The 17,646-nt window shown below is 57.4% G+C and carries 15 protein-coding genes; 14 read left to right on the forward strand and 1 reads right to left on the reverse strand.

The genetic code is table 11. The annotated features are described in order from the left end of the window. Window positions 1-38: 38 nt before the first annotated feature. From ACK3CV_RS12705 to ACK3CV_RS12725, 5 genes are all read left to right on the forward strand, one after another. Window positions 39-1,919 carry a diguanylate cyclase domain-containing protein gene (locus ACK3CV_RS12705; RefSeq protein WP_164141050.1) on the forward strand — a complete coding sequence of 627 codons (1,881 nt, stop codon included), beginning with the start codon at window positions 39-41 and terminating at the stop codon, window positions 1,917-1,919. A gap of 71 nt (window positions 1,920-1,990) precedes the next feature. After that, entirely contained in the window at window positions 1,991-2,839 is an 849-nt protein-coding gene (locus ACK3CV_RS12710; RefSeq protein ID WP_033648316.1) for an AraC family transcriptional regulator, read from the forward strand. Between the two features lie 53 nt (window positions 2,840-2,892). After that, window positions 2,893-3,300 (forward strand): DUF2000 domain-containing protein, encoded by a 408-nt coding sequence (locus ACK3CV_RS12715; protein ID WP_033653160.1) that lies wholly within the window; start codon window positions 2,893-2,895, stop codon window positions 3,298-3,300. Window positions 3,301-3,642: 342 nt separating this feature from the next. After that, on the forward strand, window positions 3,643-3,960 hold the full coding sequence (locus ACK3CV_RS12720; RefSeq protein ID WP_015377878.1) for a cupin domain-containing protein: 318 nt from the start codon (window positions 3,643-3,645) through the stop codon (window positions 3,958-3,960). Window positions 3,961-4,311: 351 nt separating this feature from the next. Next, window positions 4,312-5,103 carry an AraC family transcriptional regulator gene (locus ACK3CV_RS12725; protein WP_164141048.1) on the forward strand — a complete coding sequence of 264 codons (792 nt, stop codon included), beginning with the start codon at window positions 4,312-4,314 and terminating at the stop codon, window positions 5,101-5,103. Between the two features lie 42 nt (window positions 5,104-5,145). On the opposite strand, the gene ACK3CV_RS12730 is transcribed toward ACK3CV_RS12725, so the two are convergent. Beyond that, the gene (locus ACK3CV_RS12730) at window positions 5,146-6,042 is read right to left on the reverse strand and encodes an NAD(P)/FAD-dependent oxidoreductase (RefSeq protein WP_164039135.1); all 897 of its coding nucleotides are present in this window, start codon (window positions 6,040-6,042) and stop codon (window positions 5,146-5,148) included. Between the two features lie 207 nt (window positions 6,043-6,249). On the opposite strand from ACK3CV_RS12730, the gene ACK3CV_RS12735 reads away from it, so the two are divergent. The 9 genes from ACK3CV_RS12735 to ACK3CV_RS12775 all read left to right on the forward strand — a co-directional run bounded on the left by ACK3CV_RS12735 (window position 6,250) and on the right by ACK3CV_RS12775 (window position 17,643). Continuing rightward, entirely contained in the window at window positions 6,250-6,864 is a 615-nt protein-coding gene (locus ACK3CV_RS12735; RefSeq protein ID WP_086579844.1) for a TetR/AcrR family transcriptional regulator, read from the forward strand. 75 nt (window positions 6,865-6,939) lie between these two features. Then, window positions 6,940-8,049 (forward strand): efflux RND transporter periplasmic adaptor subunit, encoded by a 1,110-nt coding sequence (locus ACK3CV_RS12740; RefSeq protein ID WP_164141046.1) that lies wholly within the window; start codon window positions 6,940-6,942, stop codon window positions 8,047-8,049. After that, window positions 8,046-11,156 (forward strand): efflux RND transporter permease subunit, encoded by a 3,111-nt coding sequence (locus ACK3CV_RS12745; RefSeq protein ID WP_033634549.1) that lies wholly within the window; start codon window positions 8,046-8,048, stop codon window positions 11,154-11,156. The genes ACK3CV_RS12740 and ACK3CV_RS12745 overlap by 4 nt, the downstream gene beginning before the upstream one ends. Further along, window positions 11,149-11,463, forward strand: coding sequence for an SDR family NAD(P)-dependent oxidoreductase (locus ACK3CV_RS12750; RefSeq protein WP_164039144.1), 315 nt, complete (start codon window positions 11,149-11,151; stop codon window positions 11,461-11,463). Before ACK3CV_RS12745 ends, ACK3CV_RS12750 begins: the two co-directional genes overlap by 8 nt. A gap of 57 nt (window positions 11,464-11,520) precedes the next feature. Then, window positions 11,521-13,056, forward strand: a complete 1,536-nt coding sequence (locus tag ACK3CV_RS12755) for a phospholipase D family protein (RefSeq protein WP_033653157.1) — start codon at window positions 11,521-11,523, stop codon at window positions 13,054-13,056. A gap of 85 nt (window positions 13,057-13,141) precedes the next feature. Next, on the forward strand, window positions 13,142-14,371 hold the full coding sequence (locus tag ACK3CV_RS12760; protein ID WP_041035119.1) for a nitrate regulatory protein: 1,230 nt from the start codon (window positions 13,142-13,144) through the stop codon (window positions 14,369-14,371). A gap of 269 nt (window positions 14,372-14,640) precedes the next feature. After that, window positions 14,641-15,903, forward strand: a complete 1,263-nt coding sequence (locus ACK3CV_RS12765) for a CmpA/NrtA family ABC transporter substrate-binding protein (RefSeq protein ID WP_164039150.1) — start codon at window positions 14,641-14,643, stop codon at window positions 15,901-15,903. A 12-nt stretch (window positions 15,904-15,915) separates the two neighbouring features. Next, a complete protein-coding gene (gene ntrB / locus ACK3CV_RS12770; protein ID WP_164141044.1) occupies window positions 15,916-16,836 on the forward strand; it encodes a nitrate ABC transporter permease in 921 nt (306 codons plus the stop codon). 9 nt (window positions 16,837-16,845) lie between these two features. Continuing rightward, window positions 16,846-17,643, forward strand: coding sequence for an ABC transporter ATP-binding protein (locus ACK3CV_RS12775; RefSeq protein ID WP_164141042.1), 798 nt, complete (start codon window positions 16,846-16,848; stop codon window positions 17,641-17,643). The last annotated feature ends 3 nt before the right edge of the window (window positions 17,644-17,646 follow it).

Raw genomic sequence — 17,646 nt, forward strand, 5'->3', positions numbered from 1 at the left:
GCTGCGCCGGATCCGTGGGTGACACAATGGGAGAGAACATGCTCGAACCCTGCTTCCCCGAAAACGAAGCCGAACGCCTGTCGGTATTGAATTCGCTGAACGTGCTGGATTCAAACTCGGTGGAAAAACTGGATCGCATCACGCGGCTGGCGGCGAAATACTTTGGCGTAACCATTGCGCTGGTGTCGCTGATCGACCGGGATCGCCAATGGTTTTTATCGCGCTACGGTCTGGATGCCCGGGAAACGCCGCGCAACATCTCGTTTTGCGGCCATGCGATCTTGCAACGCGAAGCGCTGGTGGTGCCCGATACCGCCAACGACCCGCGATTTTTCGATAATCCGCTGGTGATCGGCGGGCCGAGGATCGGTTTCTACGTCGGGCAGCCGCTGCTGTCGCTCGACGGGCTGCCGCTCGGCACCCTGTGCATTATCGACAGCCACCCGCAGCCGTTTTCCCCGGAACAACTGGCCGATCTGCATGATTTCGCCGCCGTGGTGGAGGAGTATCTGCAAAGTATTGAGCGCCACGTCTATACCGAAAACCTGAAGTCCGACCTGCAGCGCACGGAGGCCCTGTTCGAACAGACCTTCGCCCAGGCGGCGGTAGGGATGGCGCTGGTTTCGCTGCAGGGGTATTGGCTGCGGGTGAACCCGCGCATCTGCGAAATGCTGCACTATTCCGAGCGCGAACTGATGGATCGCACCTTCCAGGACATTACCTATCCGCTCGATCTCAATACCGACCTGGAAAAGCTACAACAGCTGTTGAAAAATGAAATCAGCACCTACTCGATGGAAAAACGCTATTTCCGCGCCGACGGCTCGATCGTTTGGGTGCAGCTGACGGTGGCGCTCAATCGCTTGCCGAACGGCAAACCGGACCATTTCATCTCGGTTATCGTCGATATCAGCGAGCGCAAGGCGGCCGAGGCCGATCTGTTTGCGTTGCAGCATGAGCTGGAGGAACGCGTCGAAACCCGCACGCGGGAGCTGAACGTGGTGGTCAAAAAACTCAACGAAGAGATTGAAACCCGCGTGCTCGCCGAATATCAGCTCAGTGCGGAGAAAGAGCGTCTGCGCGCCATTACCGACAACATGCCGGCCTTAATCAGCCAGATCGACGGCAATGAACGCTACCTGTTCGCCAACAGCGCCTACAAAACCTGGTTCGGTCTGGAGGAGTCCAGCCTCAGGGGGATGACGGTGCGTGATTTCATGGGGGAAAGCGTTTATCGGATAGCAAAACCGATGATCGAACGGGCCCTCGCGGGCGAAATGGTGAGTTTTGAGAATGAGCTGCAGACCCTGCAGGGACTGCTGATGATCCACACCACGCTGGTGCCGTGCGAAGCGCAGGGCTTTTACATTCTCGCCATGGACATCACCGAACTGAAGCGGCTGCAGCAGCGGCTGGAATATGACGCGACCCACGACATGCTGACCGGATTGACCAACCGCCGCGCGTTTCTGCGCCGGTTGTCGGGCACGCTGCAGGCCTGTTGCCATCAGCGGCAGATGGCGCTGCTGTTTATCGATCTCGACGGCTTCAAAACCCTTAACGACAGCTATGGCCATGACTTCGGCGACGCGATCCTGAAAACCTTCGCCACGTTGCTCAGCGCCTGCGCCGGCGAGCGCCACAGCGTCTCGCGTCTGGCCGGTGACGAGTTCACGGTGATCCTGTGGCCGTTGACGGATCCGCGGCGCGAGGTCAGCGATTTTTGCGAAAACGTGTTGGCGCAACTGGCCACAATTACGCAGATCGGGCCGCAGAAGGTACGGCTTTCCGCCAGCATCGGCGCGGCCATTTCCCCACGCGGCGATGTGACGGAGGAGATGCTGCTGACCCGCGCCGACGGCGCGATGTATCAGGCGAAATCGGCCGGAAAGGGCACTTACGCCATCTGCGAGCTGTGAGCGTGCAACCGCGGCGGTCTCAGGGTAAGCTGTTTTTCCTTTTCCTGTGAGCAGAACTCCGGACTGATTGCATGGCGTCAAATCATCAACATAAAGACTGGCTCGAACTGCGACGCGATGACGAAACCGGTATTGAGAGCGTCAACGCTCACTTTCAGGGGCATGCCTACGATCCTCACGATCATGATGAAATGCTGGTGGGCGTCACGCAGCAGGGCTTGCAGCGTTTCCATTGCCACCGCTCGCTGCATACCAGCCGGCCGGGGCGCGCCATGCTGATCGAGCCGGGCGCGGTGCACGATGGCCATGCGCCGCAGGCCGAGGGGTTTACCTATGCGATGCTTTATCTGCCGCAGCGCTGGGTCTCCGACGCGATGAGCCGCCGCGGATTGGGGGACGCTTCGGTGCTGGAAGGCGCCTTCCACAGCACGTTGACCGACGATCCGATGCTGGCGACCGCGATCCACCAGGCGTTTTTTGCGTTGCATCAGGGGGAGGGCCGGCTGGCGCGCGATCAAAGCCTGGATCAACTGCTGACGCTTTTGGCACGGCATATTCGCGTTCGGCCAACTTCCCAAAGCGATGACGCTTTAATTGAGATGAATCGCTTGCGGGACTACTTGCACGAGCACATGGCGGATAACCCCAGCCTGGATGAACTTGCTCTTCAGTGCGGCCTGGATCGTTTCCGCCTGACTCGCCAGTTCACCCGGGCTTTCGGCCAGTCGCCGCACGCTTATTTGGTTAGGTTGAGGCTGCGGGCCGCACGCTTGCTGTTGGCGCAGGGGGAAGAACCGGCGCAGGTCGCCATGCAGGTGGGCTTTGCCGATCAGAGCCATTTGGGCCGCTGGTTCCAGCGCGCCTACCGATTATCGCCGGCGGCCTATCAACGCCAGTGCACAAACGTTCTATACCGCTAACTCGCTCATCGCCGATGATGCACTTTTAATAGCACAACGGAGTAGAGCGGAAGATGTTTGATACCAAGATAGCGTTTATCGTGCGTGACGATCTGCCAACCTGGCAGCGGCTGAACGTAGTGGCCTTTCTGGCGACGGGCATCGCCGCCGCGGCCCCGGAAATCATCGGTGAGCGTTACGTGGATGCGCAGGGCAGACGCTACGGCGCCATTTCCGGGCAGCCGATGCTGATTTTCGCCGCGGATCTGCCGGGCCTGCAAAATGTGCATCGCAAAGGATTGGAGCGGGAATTAACGCTGATCCCCTATGTGCACGCCATGTTCGCGACCGGGCACGATGAAGCCAACCGCCAGGTTTTTCGCGCTGAAGACGCGGACAATCTGGATTTGGTCGGCCTGGCGCTGCGCGGGCCGAAGAAAGCGGTGGATAAGGCGATAAAAGGCCTGGCGCTCCACGGCTAGGGCTGGAAAGTGCGCCGCCCGGCGGCGAAAGCAGGGGGCCAGCCCCATGCCGTCTGAATGGCGGCATGGTGGCTTTGGCGGCAACACTTGAAATGAGGTTCGGGCATCATTAAATGATAAGAACCGCGGTTTTTTGCGCCGTCGGCGAGGCTCTTATATATTTAGTAGCATGCCTGAGGCAGGTTAGGCATGAAACGGCGGTCGGTCGGGCCGCTGCAAGTACGACAGTTAATCCGTTCGCCAAGAGGCTGCGAGCCTGTGCTTTCGGTAGGGACAGCCGCCAATCGTTTTTACGGCGACCGAAGGCGGAGCAGCTACTCACAGGTCACGAGGACACTTACCATGCATAAGAGAACACTGGCGTCACTGCATTACGAAAACATGCCTTACGATGGGGTACACTTTCATATTTTGAAACGGGAAACGCCTGGCCATACGGCGTTGCTGAAGCTGGATGCGGGCAGCCGACAACCGGCGCGTTTTCATCCGGGCTGGGTGAAACTGATGGTGCTGAGCGGTGAACTGAAGGTTGACGATCAGACGTTGCAACCCCATGAGATGTTAATCATTCCTGCCAATACCGCCTATACGGTACAGGCCATTACGGAAGTGATTTGTCTGGCGATTTCCGAGCTGGACGGTGCCGAGCTGGCCCGTTGATGAAATAACAACTCTGGATGGAGGAGAGCCTAGGCGCTCTCCCTATCCCTTCAGCATTAAGCCGCCCCCCCGGGCTGAGCTGCCTGCTGATTGATGCGTATACCTCCTGATTATGCCACCGCGCTTTCCCTATCCATCACTTTCGACCACGTCGCCCCCGCAACGAGCCGCCATTGCGCAGCGCATGCGCAACGCCTGCGTTTTACGCAGAACGATGAAATTTTGGTGTAAATAGTGAGTTTCTTCGCATAAGGCCCCTGGTGTGGCTTGCGACAGTGTCACTATATGGAGGATCATGCGGCCTCTCTATCAAATAAAAGACATTCGCGTTATCAAAAGGGACAAACGACCATGGGATTCGAAGTCGACAATGCCGAAACGAAACGCATCGACCTCAGTAGCCACGAAAACTCCTCGTTCGAGGTGACGGGGCTGGTGAAACACTATCCGGCGGGCTTTGTCATTCCTTACCACTCGCATAAACGCTGCCATTTGCTCTATTCGCAGCAGGGCGTTATGGCGGTCGAGGCGAGCAGCGGGCGCTGGATCGTGCCGCCCACCACCGCAGTTTGGTTGCGGCCGGGGGTAGAGCATCAGATCGTCATGCAGAGCAACATCTGCGTTTACGGGATTTTGGTCGATGAAATCACCGCCGCGCGTTTGCCGCTGCGCGACGGCGTCTTGCAAGTCTCACCGCTGCTGCGAGAGCTGATCGCTCAGTTGGCAACGCTGGCGCCCGAGGGGGCGGAGACCAAACGCAATACGCTGCTCAGAGCGTTGTTCCTTGAGGAGTTGAGCCTCCAGCCGCAGCTGGCGCTGCATTTGCCTTGGCCGGCAGAGGCGAGAATGGCCGAGATTTGCCGGCAGTTGGTCATCACGCCGGCCGACGATCGCGGCATTGAAGCCTGGGCCGATTCACTGTCGATCAGCGCAAAGACTTTTCAACGCCATTTCAGCCAACAAACCGGCATCACCTTCGGCCAGTGGAAACAGCGTCTGCGGCTGCTGTCGTCCATTCCGCTGCTGTTGGCCGGCAACTCGATCATCCACGCCGCCTTCGAAAGCGGTTACGAGAGCCACAGCGCCTATTCGGTGGCGTTCAAAAAACTGTTTGGCGTTTCGCCTTCGCGCTTTACGCTATAGCCTTATGGCAGGGATCTGCTTGGAAATCGATGCTGCTTGCACTCAAGTGAGCATCGACTGCTGAGCGAAGATACCCGCCATCGCGCCTTGCCATATCGCCGTGGTGACTGAGGGGATGGCGGGATTGGCCAGGTCACCGGCGGCATAGATGCCAGGCATACTGGTTTCGTGGCGTTCGTCGGTCTTGAGGACGATGCCGGTTGACGTATTGAGCGTGGCGAGGCCCAGTGCGTCATGGAGGCTTGTGGACGGCCTGGTGCGCGGATGCGCGAAGAGGATATCGACTGCGACATCGGGGCCGGTATCGATCTTGAGGGTGGCACTATGGCTCCCGTAACAGGCGATTTCGGTGATCCGCCCATCAACGAGAGGCACCTGTCGGGCCGCCAGATCGGCCCGTATGCCAGGGGGGATGTCGTGACCATTGCTGAAGACAGTCAACCTGTCGGTCCAGTCGTGAAACAGCCTGACCTGATTCATCGACTGCGCTCCAGACCAGACGAGGCCCCAATGCTGGTCAGCAACTTCGAATCCATCGCAATAAGGGCATGGGATGACGGATGTGCCCCAGCCTTCAGAAAATCCCGGAATATCAGGCATCTGGTCAACAACGCCATAGCTCAGTATCAGGCGGCGCGCACGAAGGATTTCACTATCGCCCGTGAAGACGGAAAAATTGTCGATAGTACCGGAGATGCTGTCCGCGCGGGCATTAACCATCTTGATAGCAGGGTAGCGCGCGAGTTGCTGCCGCGCCGTGGCCAGAATGTCGGATGGTGACTTGTCATCGTGGCCGAGCACACCGTGTGAGCGGCTAGCGAAGCGGTTGCGCTGAAGGCCGGTATCGAGAACAGTGACCGTGCGACGGGCACGGCCAAGCTGCAGGGCGGCGGCAAGGCCGGCAAAGCTGCCGCCGATGATGATGACATCATTGTTCATGGTGAGATGCTCCGTTTTGTTGATTAAGCGGAGTGCTCGGGGTCTCTGTATCATCCGGTGAAAAGCCTGCCAGAGTGCAGACACTCATAATGACTGTAAGTGTATTTAGGGTAAACATGAAGAGTCCTTGAGTCGAACTTGAATTGTGACCATATTACGATATGGTCACTCGTTGTCAATCAGACGTCATTGCGCTAAGATGGAAAAATGACTAAACAAATGAATGAAACCCCTTCCAGGGGACCTTCCGACCATAACGTCCGCGAGCAGGTCGTTGACGCAGCCACCGAGCATTTCGGTCACTTTGGCTACGAAAAAACAACTGTATCCGACCTCGCCAAAGCAATTGGTTTTTCAAAGGCCTATATCTACAAGTTTTTCGATTCCAAACAGGCGATCGGAGAAGTGATCTGCGCTAACCGGTTGGCGATTATAAGGGATATTGTCAACGCAGCGATTGTGGATGCTCCAACAGCCGCAGAAAAAATAAGGCGGTTATTCAGGGCTTTATCAGAATCCGGATGCGATTTATTTTTTCATGACCGTAAGTTACATGACATCGCGGCCGTTGCTGTGCGTGACAAATGGCCCTCAGCACAAGCTCATGAGCAGCAGTTACGGCAGCTCATTGAGCAGATCATTGTTGAAGGGCGCCAGGCTGGTGAGTTTGAAAGAAAAACCCCACTGGACGAGACTGCGGATGCGATTTTTATGGTTATGCGTCCCTATATCAGCCCGGTACAGCTGCAATATAATTTGGAAACCGCCCAGGCAGCGGCGGTGTTGCTACCATCACTGATCCTGAGAAGTTTGTCACCCTGATGTTGTGACCATTGACAAAATTGGTCACAAGTATAAGTATGGGTTCCTGTCCTGTTTAATTCATTAAGGGAACCCATGCTCGGGCTTAAACCTGTCACCTTTGCTGTCTGCCTGTTGCCGTTTGCCCTTGTGGCTTGCGGTGATGCTTCCGATAACAGCGATCCACGCAGCCTGCCACCTCTGGTCAGATCTGCTGAAGCGATCAATGCAACCGACTTTTCCCGCGCTTTTACGGGGGTGGTTGTAGCACGAATTCAGAGCGACCTTGGTTTCAGGGTTCAAGGCAAAATCCTGGAACGTCTCGTTGATACCGGTCAGACAGTGAGGCGTGGTCAGCCGTTAATGCGTCTGGACCCGGTTGATCTGAGCCTGCAGGTCCAGGCTCAGCAGCAGGCTGTCGCCGCCGCAAAAGCGCGTGCCAGACAGACAGCGAATGATGAATCGCGTTATCGCGGTCTGGTTACCACAGGTGCTGTGTCGGCATCCGCTTACGATCAGATTAAGGCTGCCGCAGATACGGCCAGAGCTGACCTCAGTGCCGCCCAGGCGCAGGCGAATGTGGCGCAAAACGCCATGGGCTATGCGGTCCTGGTGGCTGATGCCGACGGGGTGGTGATGGATACGCTGGCCGAGCCAGGTCAGGTGGTCAGTGCCGGACAGCCGGTTATCCGGCTTGCCAGGGCTGGACAACGTGAAGCTGTCGTCCAGTTGCCTGAGACGCTGCGCCCGGTTGTTGGAAGTGCGGCACAGGCCTCACTGTACGGCAGTGAGGCACAATCTGTTTCCGCGACACTGCGGTTACTCTCTGATGCAGCCGACCCGCTGACGCGCACGTTTGAGGCAAGGTACGTGCTCGACGGCCCATTGTCTGGTGCCCCCTTGGGATCCACTGTCACCATCCATATTGCGCAGAGCAGAGCATCGCAGCCGTTGCTGCAGGTGCCTTTGGCGGCCGTTTTTGACGCGGGCAAAGGTCCGGGCGTCTGGCGCATTTCAGGCAATCCCGCCAGAGTGACATGGCGGCCCGTACACGTCGTCAGCCTCGGGGATGATGCGGCAAGCGTGACCGGCAGCCTTAAGCCTGGCGAACAGGTCGTGGCGCTTGGCGCTCATCTGCTGCATGACGGTGAGACAGTACGACTGGCGAAGCAGAACGATGTCAGTGTCGCCGGGAGTCGGCCATGAGTAGTGGACGTTTCAATCTTTCCGCGCTCGCCGTGCGCGAGCGTTCCGTTACGCTGTTTCTTATCCTGTTGATCACCGTTGCCGGTATTCTCTCGTTCCTTGGACTGGGGCGTGCAGAAGACCCGCCTTTTACGGTCAAGCAGATGACCATCATTACGGCCTGGCCCGGCGCAACGGCTCAGGAAATGCAGGATCAGGTGGCCGAACCGCTGGAGAAGCGTCTCCAGGAGCTCAAGTGGTATGACCGCACCGAGACCTACACGCGTCCCGGTCTGGCTTTTACCATGCTCTCATTACTGGACAGTACCCCCCCTTCAGAAGTCCAGGAAGCGTTCTATCAGGCACGCAAAAAACTCAGCGATGAGGCTAAAAATCTGCCGGCAGGGGTGTCTGGACCGATGGTCAACGATGAGTTTTCGGATGTCACGTTTGCGCTCTTTGCGCTGAAGGCAAAAGGAGAGCCACAGCGGCTACTGGTGCGCGATGCCGAGTCATTACGCCAGCGCTTATTACATGTTCCCGGGGTGAAAAAAGTCAATATTATCGGTGAGCAAGCCGAGCGGATATTTGTCTCATTTTCCCATGACCGTCTGGCAACCCTGGGCGTCTCTGCTCAGGATATCTTTGCTGCCCTGAACAACCAGAACGTGCTGACACCTGCGGGCTCGATAGACACCCGTGGGCCACAGGTTTTTATCCGTCTGGATGGGGCGTTTGACAAGCTGGAGAAAATTCGTGAAACGCCGGTTGTGGCGCAGGGAAGGACGCTGAAGCTTTCCGATGTGGCGACGGTCGAGCGCGGCTACGAAGATCCGGCGACCTTTATGGTGCGTAACCAGGGTGAGCCTGCGCTGTTGCTGGGTATCGTGATGCGTGAGGGCTGGAACGGTCTGGAGCTGGGTAAAGCGCTGGATAAGGAAGCCGCCAGTATCAATGCGGACATGCCACTCGGCATGACATTCGCGAAAGTCACCGATCAGTCAGTTAACATCAGCTCCGCCGTAGACGAGTTCATGATCAAATTTTTCGTCGCGTTGCTGGTTGTGATGGTGGTCTGCTTTCTCAGTATGGGCTGGCGCGTGGGGGTGGTGGTCGCCGCTGCTGTGCCCCTGACGCTGGCTGTCGTCTTTGTGGTCATGGAGGCGTCCGGTAAAAACTTCGACCGTATTACCCTGGGCTCGCTTATCCTGGCGCTCGGGTTGCTGGTGGATGACGCCATCATTGCCATCGAAATGATGGTGGTGAAAATGGAGGAGGGCTACGACCGAATCAAAGCGTCAGCCTATGCCTGGAGCCACACCGCTGCGCCTATGCTGGCTGGTACGCTGGTCACGGCCGTCGGCTTTATGCCCAACGGTTTTGCGCAATCCACAGCGGGTGAATACACCAGCAACATGTTCTGGATTGTGGGAATTGCCTTAATCGCCTCCTGGGTGGTGGCGGTGGTGTTTACGCCGTATCTCGGGGTGAAAATGCTGCCGGACATCAAAACGGTTAAAGGGGGGCACGATGCTATCTACAACACCCGACGCTATAACCGTTTTCGTCAGTTGCTGACGCGGGTCATCGCGCGAAAATGGCTGGTCGCGGGTTCTGTCGTCGCAGTATTCACCGTTGCTATTCTCGGTATGGCGCTGGTGAAAAAACAGTTTTTCCCGACGTCTGATCGGCCAGAGGTCCTCGTGGAAGTACAGATGCCTTATGGCACTTCCATTGAACAGACCAGCGCCGTCGTGACGAAAGTTGAGGACTGGCTGAAGCGCCAGCAAGAAGCAAAAATCGTGACGGCTTATATCGGGCAAGGGGCGCCCCGCTTTTATCTGGCCATGGCACCGGAGCTACCAGATCCCTCTTTTGCGAAAATTGTTATCCTGACGGACAGTGAGGGATCCCGTGAGGCGCTCAAGTTCCGTCTTCGCCAGGCCGCAGCTGATGGACTGGCTCCTGAGGCGCGAGTTCGCGTGACCCAACTGGTGTTCGGCCCCTATTCACCCTATCCGGTTGCCTTCCGTGTGACAGGGCCTGATCCGATTGTACTACGAGACATCGCGGACAAGGTGAAAACGCTGATGCAGGCCAGCCCGCTGATGAGAACGGTCAACACGGACTGGGGCTCACGCGTGCCAACACTGCATTTCACCCTGAATCAGGATCGCCTGCAGGCGGTGGGGCTGACGTCAAATGCAGTGGCCCAGCAGCTTCAGTTCCTGCTTTCGGGTGTTCCGCTCACCGCGGTGCGCGAAGATATCCGTTCGGTGCAGGTCGTGGGACGCGCTGCCGGCGATATCAGGTTTGATCCGGCAAAAATAGAGGGTTTCACCCTGGTCGGTTCTGCAGGGCAGCGAATCCCGTTATCGCAGGTTGGCGAGGTCGAAGTGCGCATGGAAGATCCGGTCCTGCGACGTCGAGACCGTACGCCAACCATTACCGTACGGGGCGATATTGCGGAATCACTTCAGCCGCCGGATGTCTCCGCTGCGATTATGAAGCAGCTGCAGCCCATCATCACAACGCTTCCGGATGGATATCGGATTGAGGAGGCTGGCTCTATTGAGGAGTCAGGGAAAGCTACCCAGGCGATGGTACCGTTATTCCCTATCATGATAGCCATGACATTGCTGATCATTATCCTTCAGGTACGCTCGATGTCGGCGATGGTGATGGTCTTTATGACCGCACCTCTGGGGCTGGTCGGTGTGGTGCCAACCTTGCTGCTCTTCAACCAGCCCTTTGGCATCAATGCGCTGGTTGGTTTGATTGCCCTGTCAGGGATTTTAATGCGTAACACGTTGATCCTCATCGGGCAGATCCATCATAACGAGCAGGAAGGGCTTGAACCCTTTCATGCGGTCATTGAGGCAACGGTGCAGCGCTCCAGGCCTGTACTGCTGACGGCGATGGCGGCCATTCTGGCCTTTATCCCGTTAACACATTCGGTATTCTGGGGAACCCTGGCCTATACCCTGATAGGCGGGACCCTGGGAGGGACCATCATTACGCTGGTATTCCTGCCCGCCATGTATGCCATCTGGTTCCGGATAAAGAGCCCGGCTTCAACTTCGTCAGCGGAAAATCCATCCACTTCTGAAGGATTAAAAAATGTCTGAACATAAAGTCGTTCTGATTACCGGTGTTTCATCAGGCATTGGCAGGGCTGCCGCCTTGGCTTTTAAAGCCAGAGGTTTTCAGGTAATGGGTACCGTCAGAGATATCAATAGCGCTTCCCCGATGAATGGTGTTGCGCTGACAGAAATGGATATACGCAATGAACATTCGGTACAACAGGCAATTGAAAAAGTGGTAGCCAAAGCCGGACGCATAGATGTTCTGGTTAACAGTGCGGGTGTGTCCCTGACTGGCGCTATTGAGGAGTCATCCGTGGAGGAGGCCTACCATAGCGCGCTTCTCCTATAGATTGAAGCAACCTAATGACGTATAAAGCAAAGCAGTCAACCTTCGAGGCCGCTTCCCGTGATAAAAATTGTCGTGTATCTGATTCTCGCCGTGACGATCGCCATTATTGCGGCCAGAGTCATCTTTCGCTTGCCGAATATCTCCCAGCGTCTGCCGCAGGCAGCATTGCCGGCGGATCCTGCCGCCCAGCTGCCGGCGCGCGCCGCCGAACTGATGGCGGCGCATCCGGGCCTGAGCGGCGTGGTGCCGCTGGCCAGCGGGCACGATGCGTTCGCCAGCCGCCTGGCGCTGGCGCGGATGGCGGAAAGGTCGATCGACGCCCAGTACTACATCTGGCATAACGACACCTCCGGGCAGATCCTGCTGAAAACCCTGTATGACGCGGCTCAACGCGGCGTGCGCGTGCGGCTGCTGCTGGACGATAACGGCGTCGCCATGGACGAGACCCTGGCGGCGCTGAACGCCCAGGAAAACGTCGAGATCCGCCTGTTTAACCCGTCTACCGTGCGCACGCCGAAGCTGGCCGGCTACGCCTTTGACTTTATGCGCATGAACCGGCGCATGCATAACAAGTCTTACATCGTCGACGGCGCCGTGGCGATCATCGGCGGCCGCAATATCGGCGACGAGTATTTCCAGGTCGGCGACGAAAACTATTTCCTCGATCTCGACGTGCTGAGCGTCGGCAACGTGGTGGCGGAGACCGCCGAGGTCTTCGATCGCTACTGGAACAGCGCGTCGGTGTTTGGCGTTGAGCAAATTATCCGGGGCAAAGGCGACCTTTCCGCCTTCCTGGCGCAGGCCACCGCGACCGAAAGCAGCGAACGGGCCCGCAAACTGGCGGTGCAGCTTGAAACCAGCGCGGTGCGCTTTCGCGATGGCGTCGTCCAGCCGGAATTCACCCAGGTAGAGCTGGTGGCCGACGATCCGGCGAAAGGGCTGGGCAAGGCTTCGCGCGATCGTTTGATGGTGACGCAGCTGAGCAAGATTATCGGCGGCGTCGGCCGGCAACTGGATCTGGTTTCCGCCTATTTCGTGCCGGGCCGGGAAGGGGCGAGCTTTTTTGAATCGCTCGCCAAACAGGGAAAATCCATTCGCGTGCTGACCAACGCGATGAACACCACCGACGTGCTGGTGGTGCATGCCGGCTACGCCAAATACCGGCGTGAACTGCTGCAGGCGGGCGTGGAGCTGTTTGAGCTGAAGCTGCGCGCCGGCCAGCCGACGGGGCGGCAGGAACTCAAACCGCTGGGGCTGTCCGGTGCGGCGCTGCACGCGAAAACCTTCGCCATCGACGATAAACGGGTATTTATCGGCTCGTTCAATTTCGATCCGCGATCGGCGCACCTGAACTGCGAAATGGGCTTCTTGATCGACAGCCCGACGCTGGCGGCCGACACCCGCCAGCTGTTTGATGGCCCGCTCGAATACGCCGCCTACCGCCCGGCGCTGACGCCCGCGGGCAAAATGGTCTGGAACGAAGCCTTCGAAGACGGCCACACCGAGATACATCAGCAAGAGCCCGGCGCCGGCTGGGTAAAACGCATCGTTCTCATCGTGGCCGGCTGGCTGCCGATCGAATGGATGCTGTAACGGCGCGGCGGTAGGGAAAAGTGCCCCTGTCTCAGGCACGTTTCTTGCTTTATCCAGGAGTCTCCTCTTATCAGCAGGTTACTCCATGGCCCTTTCTGCTCTGAGCTTTGTACAGGCGTCGAAAAAAAGCGAAATCGCGGGTTTGCAACAGCTGTTGCAGCTGGGTGAACTGGTTGGTGCGGTCAGCCTGATGATCCACGCACTGCAACGGGAACGAGGCACCTCGAACATCTTCTTATGTTCTCATGGGAACACCTGGGGAAAGCAACTGAGTGAGCGGGCACTGGAGGTCCGGAAGGCAGAGGAGGCCGTCAGTCAGTGGCTTGCGTCTCAGGATCTTACCGGCCCCAACCTGGCGAATGCACCGCGATTACTCAGCCGCATTGCCTCGGTGTTGCATAGCCTCAGTACGTTACCGCAACTGCGTCAGCAGGTTCTTGGACTGTCTATCAGTCAGCCTGATGCCATGAATGCCTACAACGAGGTGATTCGCTCGCATTTGTCACTGGTCTTCGAAACGGCGGATATCTCCGGCGATCCGTCAATTTCACGGGCATTGCTGGCGATGTTCAGTTTTATGCAGGGAAAAGAGCTGGCCGCACAGGAGCGGGCCACGGCCGCCGCCGGTTTTGCGGCAGGGCATTTTGATGTCATCGCGCAACAGCAATTCACAGGCTTAATCGAGAGCCAGGAGCGCTGCTTTCAGACCTTCATGGAATTCGCGGCTCCCCGCTGTCTGGCAATGTGGCGGCAGCAGATGAACCAGGACAGCAGTGAATTTGAACGTTTCAGGCGAATTGCCTGCACGCGCGTCAGGCCTGGCGGTGAGACGACGGATACCGCATTACGCTGGTTTGACGTTGCGACGGCGCGAATCGATGGAATGAAAGTGGTGGAGGATGAGCTGCAAGCTGCTCTGATGGCCTCCTGCCGCCAGCGTATCCGTGAAGCACAGGCCGCCCTTGCGCTTCAGCAGCAGAATATTGACCAAATCCCACAGTCTGAAAGCCATTACGCCGCGCTACTCTCGCCGCAGCTTAGTCGTTCGGTTCTTGAGCTTGTTGAACAGCAGTCCCGCCAGCTGCAGGCGCTCGATGCCGAACTTTCTCAACTTCGCGTCACGCTGACCGAGCGCAAGCTGGTTGAGCGGGCAAAGGGCCTGCTGATGCAGCATCAGGGCTTAACGGAACCCCAGGCGCATAAGGCACTGCTTGAGATGGCAATGAATCAGAATAAGAAACTTTCGGAAATTGCTGACGCGATGCTTGCCGTGTCTGCGCTGTTAGGCAAAAACGGGCACAAACCGGGCCAATAACTGCACCTTCTGTGTGCAATTACGCTGTGCAGGATGTGCAGTTCCGGTGCACCAGAAAGGGCGTCAAAGCGACAGAATAAGGCTAACCCTCTGATTTTTTTTTGATACCGCAGGTTGGCACACAAGCTGCATTCTTTTTAATAGCAACAGCACTAAACCAATGGCGGTTTAGTCAGCATTACGGATAAAGGCGTCCGTTAGCGTTCAGGGAACTGAACGCTAACTGGACGCTTTTTTTTTTCCATTTTTCAACCTAACGGGAAGCCCTGATGACACAAGACGACAAAAAGACTCCGGGACAACTCTCCCGCCGCTGCTTTCTTGCGGGGAGTGCGGTGCTCGGCGGCAGCATGTTGATGTCAGGACTCATGAACCGGGTCTGGGCTGCCGGTTCCGACACGCCAGAGAAGAAAGAGATTCGCGTCGGGTTCATTCCCCTGACCGACTGCTCCTCAGTGGTGATGGCGGCGGTAAAGAAATTTGATGAGAAGTACGGCATTAAAATCATCCCGAGCAAGGAGTCGAGCTGGGCGTCAGTACGCGACAAACTGGTGTCTGGCGAGCTGGATGCGGCGCATGTTCTGTATGGGATGCTCTATGGCCTGCAGCTTGGCGTGTCCGGCCCGCAGCATGAGATGGCGATGCTGATGTCTCTCAACCAGAACGGGCAGGCCATTACGCTCTCTGAGCAGTTAAAGCAGGCGGGCGTCACGGATGCTGCATCGCTACAAAAAGTGGTCCAGGCCAGCGCGAAGGGGACCTATACCTTTGCGCAGACGTTCCCGACCGGCACGCACGCGATGTGGCTTTACTACTGGCTGGCAAACGCCGGTATCCATCCCTTTAACGACGTGCGCAATGTCGTGGTGCCTCCGCCGCAAATGGTCATGAACATGAAAATCGGCAATATGAGCGGTTTTTGCGTGGGGGAACCCTGGAACCAGCGCGCGATTCAGGACGGCATTGGTTTCACTGCGGTCACCTCACAGGAAATCTGGCCGGATCATCCGGAAAAAGTGCTCGGCACAACCTCTGCCTGGGTGACTGAAAACCCGAATGCGGCTCGCGCGCTGACCGCCGCGGTGCTGGATGCCTCCCGCTGGATAGACACCTCTGATGCCAATCGTAGTGAAACCGCTCAGGTCGTTGCGGCGCGGGCGTACATCAACACGCCACTCAAGACGATTCAGGGGCGGATGCTCGGCGACTACGAAAATGGGCTGGGGAAAACGTGGAAAGATGCCCACCGTATGCGCTTCTTCAACGATGGCGCGGTCAATTATCCGTATCTCTCCGATGGCATGTGGTTCCTGACTCAGCAGAAGCGCTGGGGATTGCTGGACAGCGATCCTGACTACCTCGGTATCGCCCAAAAAATTAACCGCATTGACGTCTACAAACAAGCTGCCGCCGCGGTTGGCGGGATCAATTTGCCATCCAGCGACATGCGAAGCAGCACGTTGATTGACGGCAAAGTCTGGGACGGCAGCAACCCTGCTGACTACGCCAACAGTTTTGCAATGAAACGCTAAGTGAGGCCACAGATGTCCGTAAATTTGAAAACCAATGTCGTCACGTTGACGGAGCCTGCCGCGGTCAGCGTTGAATCGCCCGCCAGCGCAGAAGTGATCACGATCGAGAGAGCCGCTCCGGTAGCCAGAACGGATACCTTTATTGTCCGGCTTCGCGCGAGCGTTCGCCGCTTCATGCAGAAAATGATCCCCGCCATTCTCGGGGCCGTCGTGCTGCTGCTCCTGTGGCAAATCGCCGCCAGTAGCAGTAAAGGCTTCCCGACGCCCGCTCAGACCTGGGAGGCGGCGAAGGTGATTTTTGCCGATCCGTTCTATATCAACGGGCCAAACGACATGGGCATTGGCTGGAATGTCCTGGCCTCGCTACAGCGAGTTGCGATTGGTTTCGGGCTTGCCGCGCTGGTCGGCATCCCGGCCGGGTTCCTGATTGGCCGCTTCAGCTTCATCGCCAGCATGTTCAACGCCATTATCTCGCTACTGCGCCCGGTCAGCCCGCTGGCGTGGTTGCCGATTGGATTGCTGTTGTTCCAGCGCGCGGAGCCCGCCTCGTCCTGGACCATTTTCATCTGTTCTATCTGGCCGATGATCCTCAATACCGCAGAAGGGGTGATGCGCATTCCGCAGGACTATCTCAACGTTGCGCGGGTGCTGAAACTCAGCGAATTCACCGTAATGCGCAAGATCCTGTTTCCTGCCGTGCTGCCGTACATTCTGACCGGGGTACGGTTGTCCATCGGTATCGCCTGGCTGGTGATTGTTGCGGCTGAAATGCTGACCGGCGGCGTGGGCATCGGTTTTTGGATCTGGAACGAATGGAACAACCTCAACGTGGAAAACATTATCGTCGCCATTCTGCTGATTGGTGCCGTGGGGATGTTACTGGAGCAGGGGCTGATGGTCGTTGCCCGTCGCTTAAGTTACGACAATCACTAGGAGCCCGCGATGAAAAAAGAAAAATCGATTATCAGCGTCCAGAGCGTCACTCAACGTTTTCCTTCAGCGAAAACCACCTTTCTGGCGCTCGATAACGTCAGCTTTGATATCGCAGAAGGCGAAACGGTCAGCCTGATTGGCCACTCAGGCTGCGGAAAATCGACCCTGCTGAATTTGATTGCCGGGCTGAGTCGCCCGACGGAAGGCGTGCTGCTGTGCGACAACAAAGAGATTACCGGGCCGGGGCCAGAGCGCGGGGTCGTCTTCCAGAACCATTCGCTGCTGCCATGGTTAACCGCTTTTGAGAATGTCGAACTGGCGGTGCGGCAGGTCTTTAAAGACCAGATGAACAAAAGCGAAATGCACGACTGGATTTTGCACAATCTCGAACTGGTGCACATGGAGCATGCGGCCGATAAGCGCCCGGGCGCCATTTCAGGCGGCATGAAGCAGCGTGTCGGTATCGCCCGTGCCTTGGCGATGAAACCGAAAGTTTTGCTGATGGATGAACCTTTCGGGGCGCTGGATGCGCTGACGCGGGCGCATCTTCAGGACGCCGTTATGGACATTCAGGCGCGTCTGAAAACCACCATTTTGCTGATCACCCACGACGTTGATGAAGCGGTGCTGCTGTCTGACCGCGTGATGATGATGACTAATGGTCCGGCGGCGAAAGTCGGTGAAGTGTTACAGGTTGAGCTGTCACGCCCCCGCAGTCGACTGGCTTTGTCGAACGAGCCTCTGTTCCACCAGTATCGCCAGCAGGTGCTGCATTTTCTCTATGCAAAACACCGGGCAGTGGCCTGATTC

This window comes from Serratia sp. TSO36 (assembly GCF_057808395.1).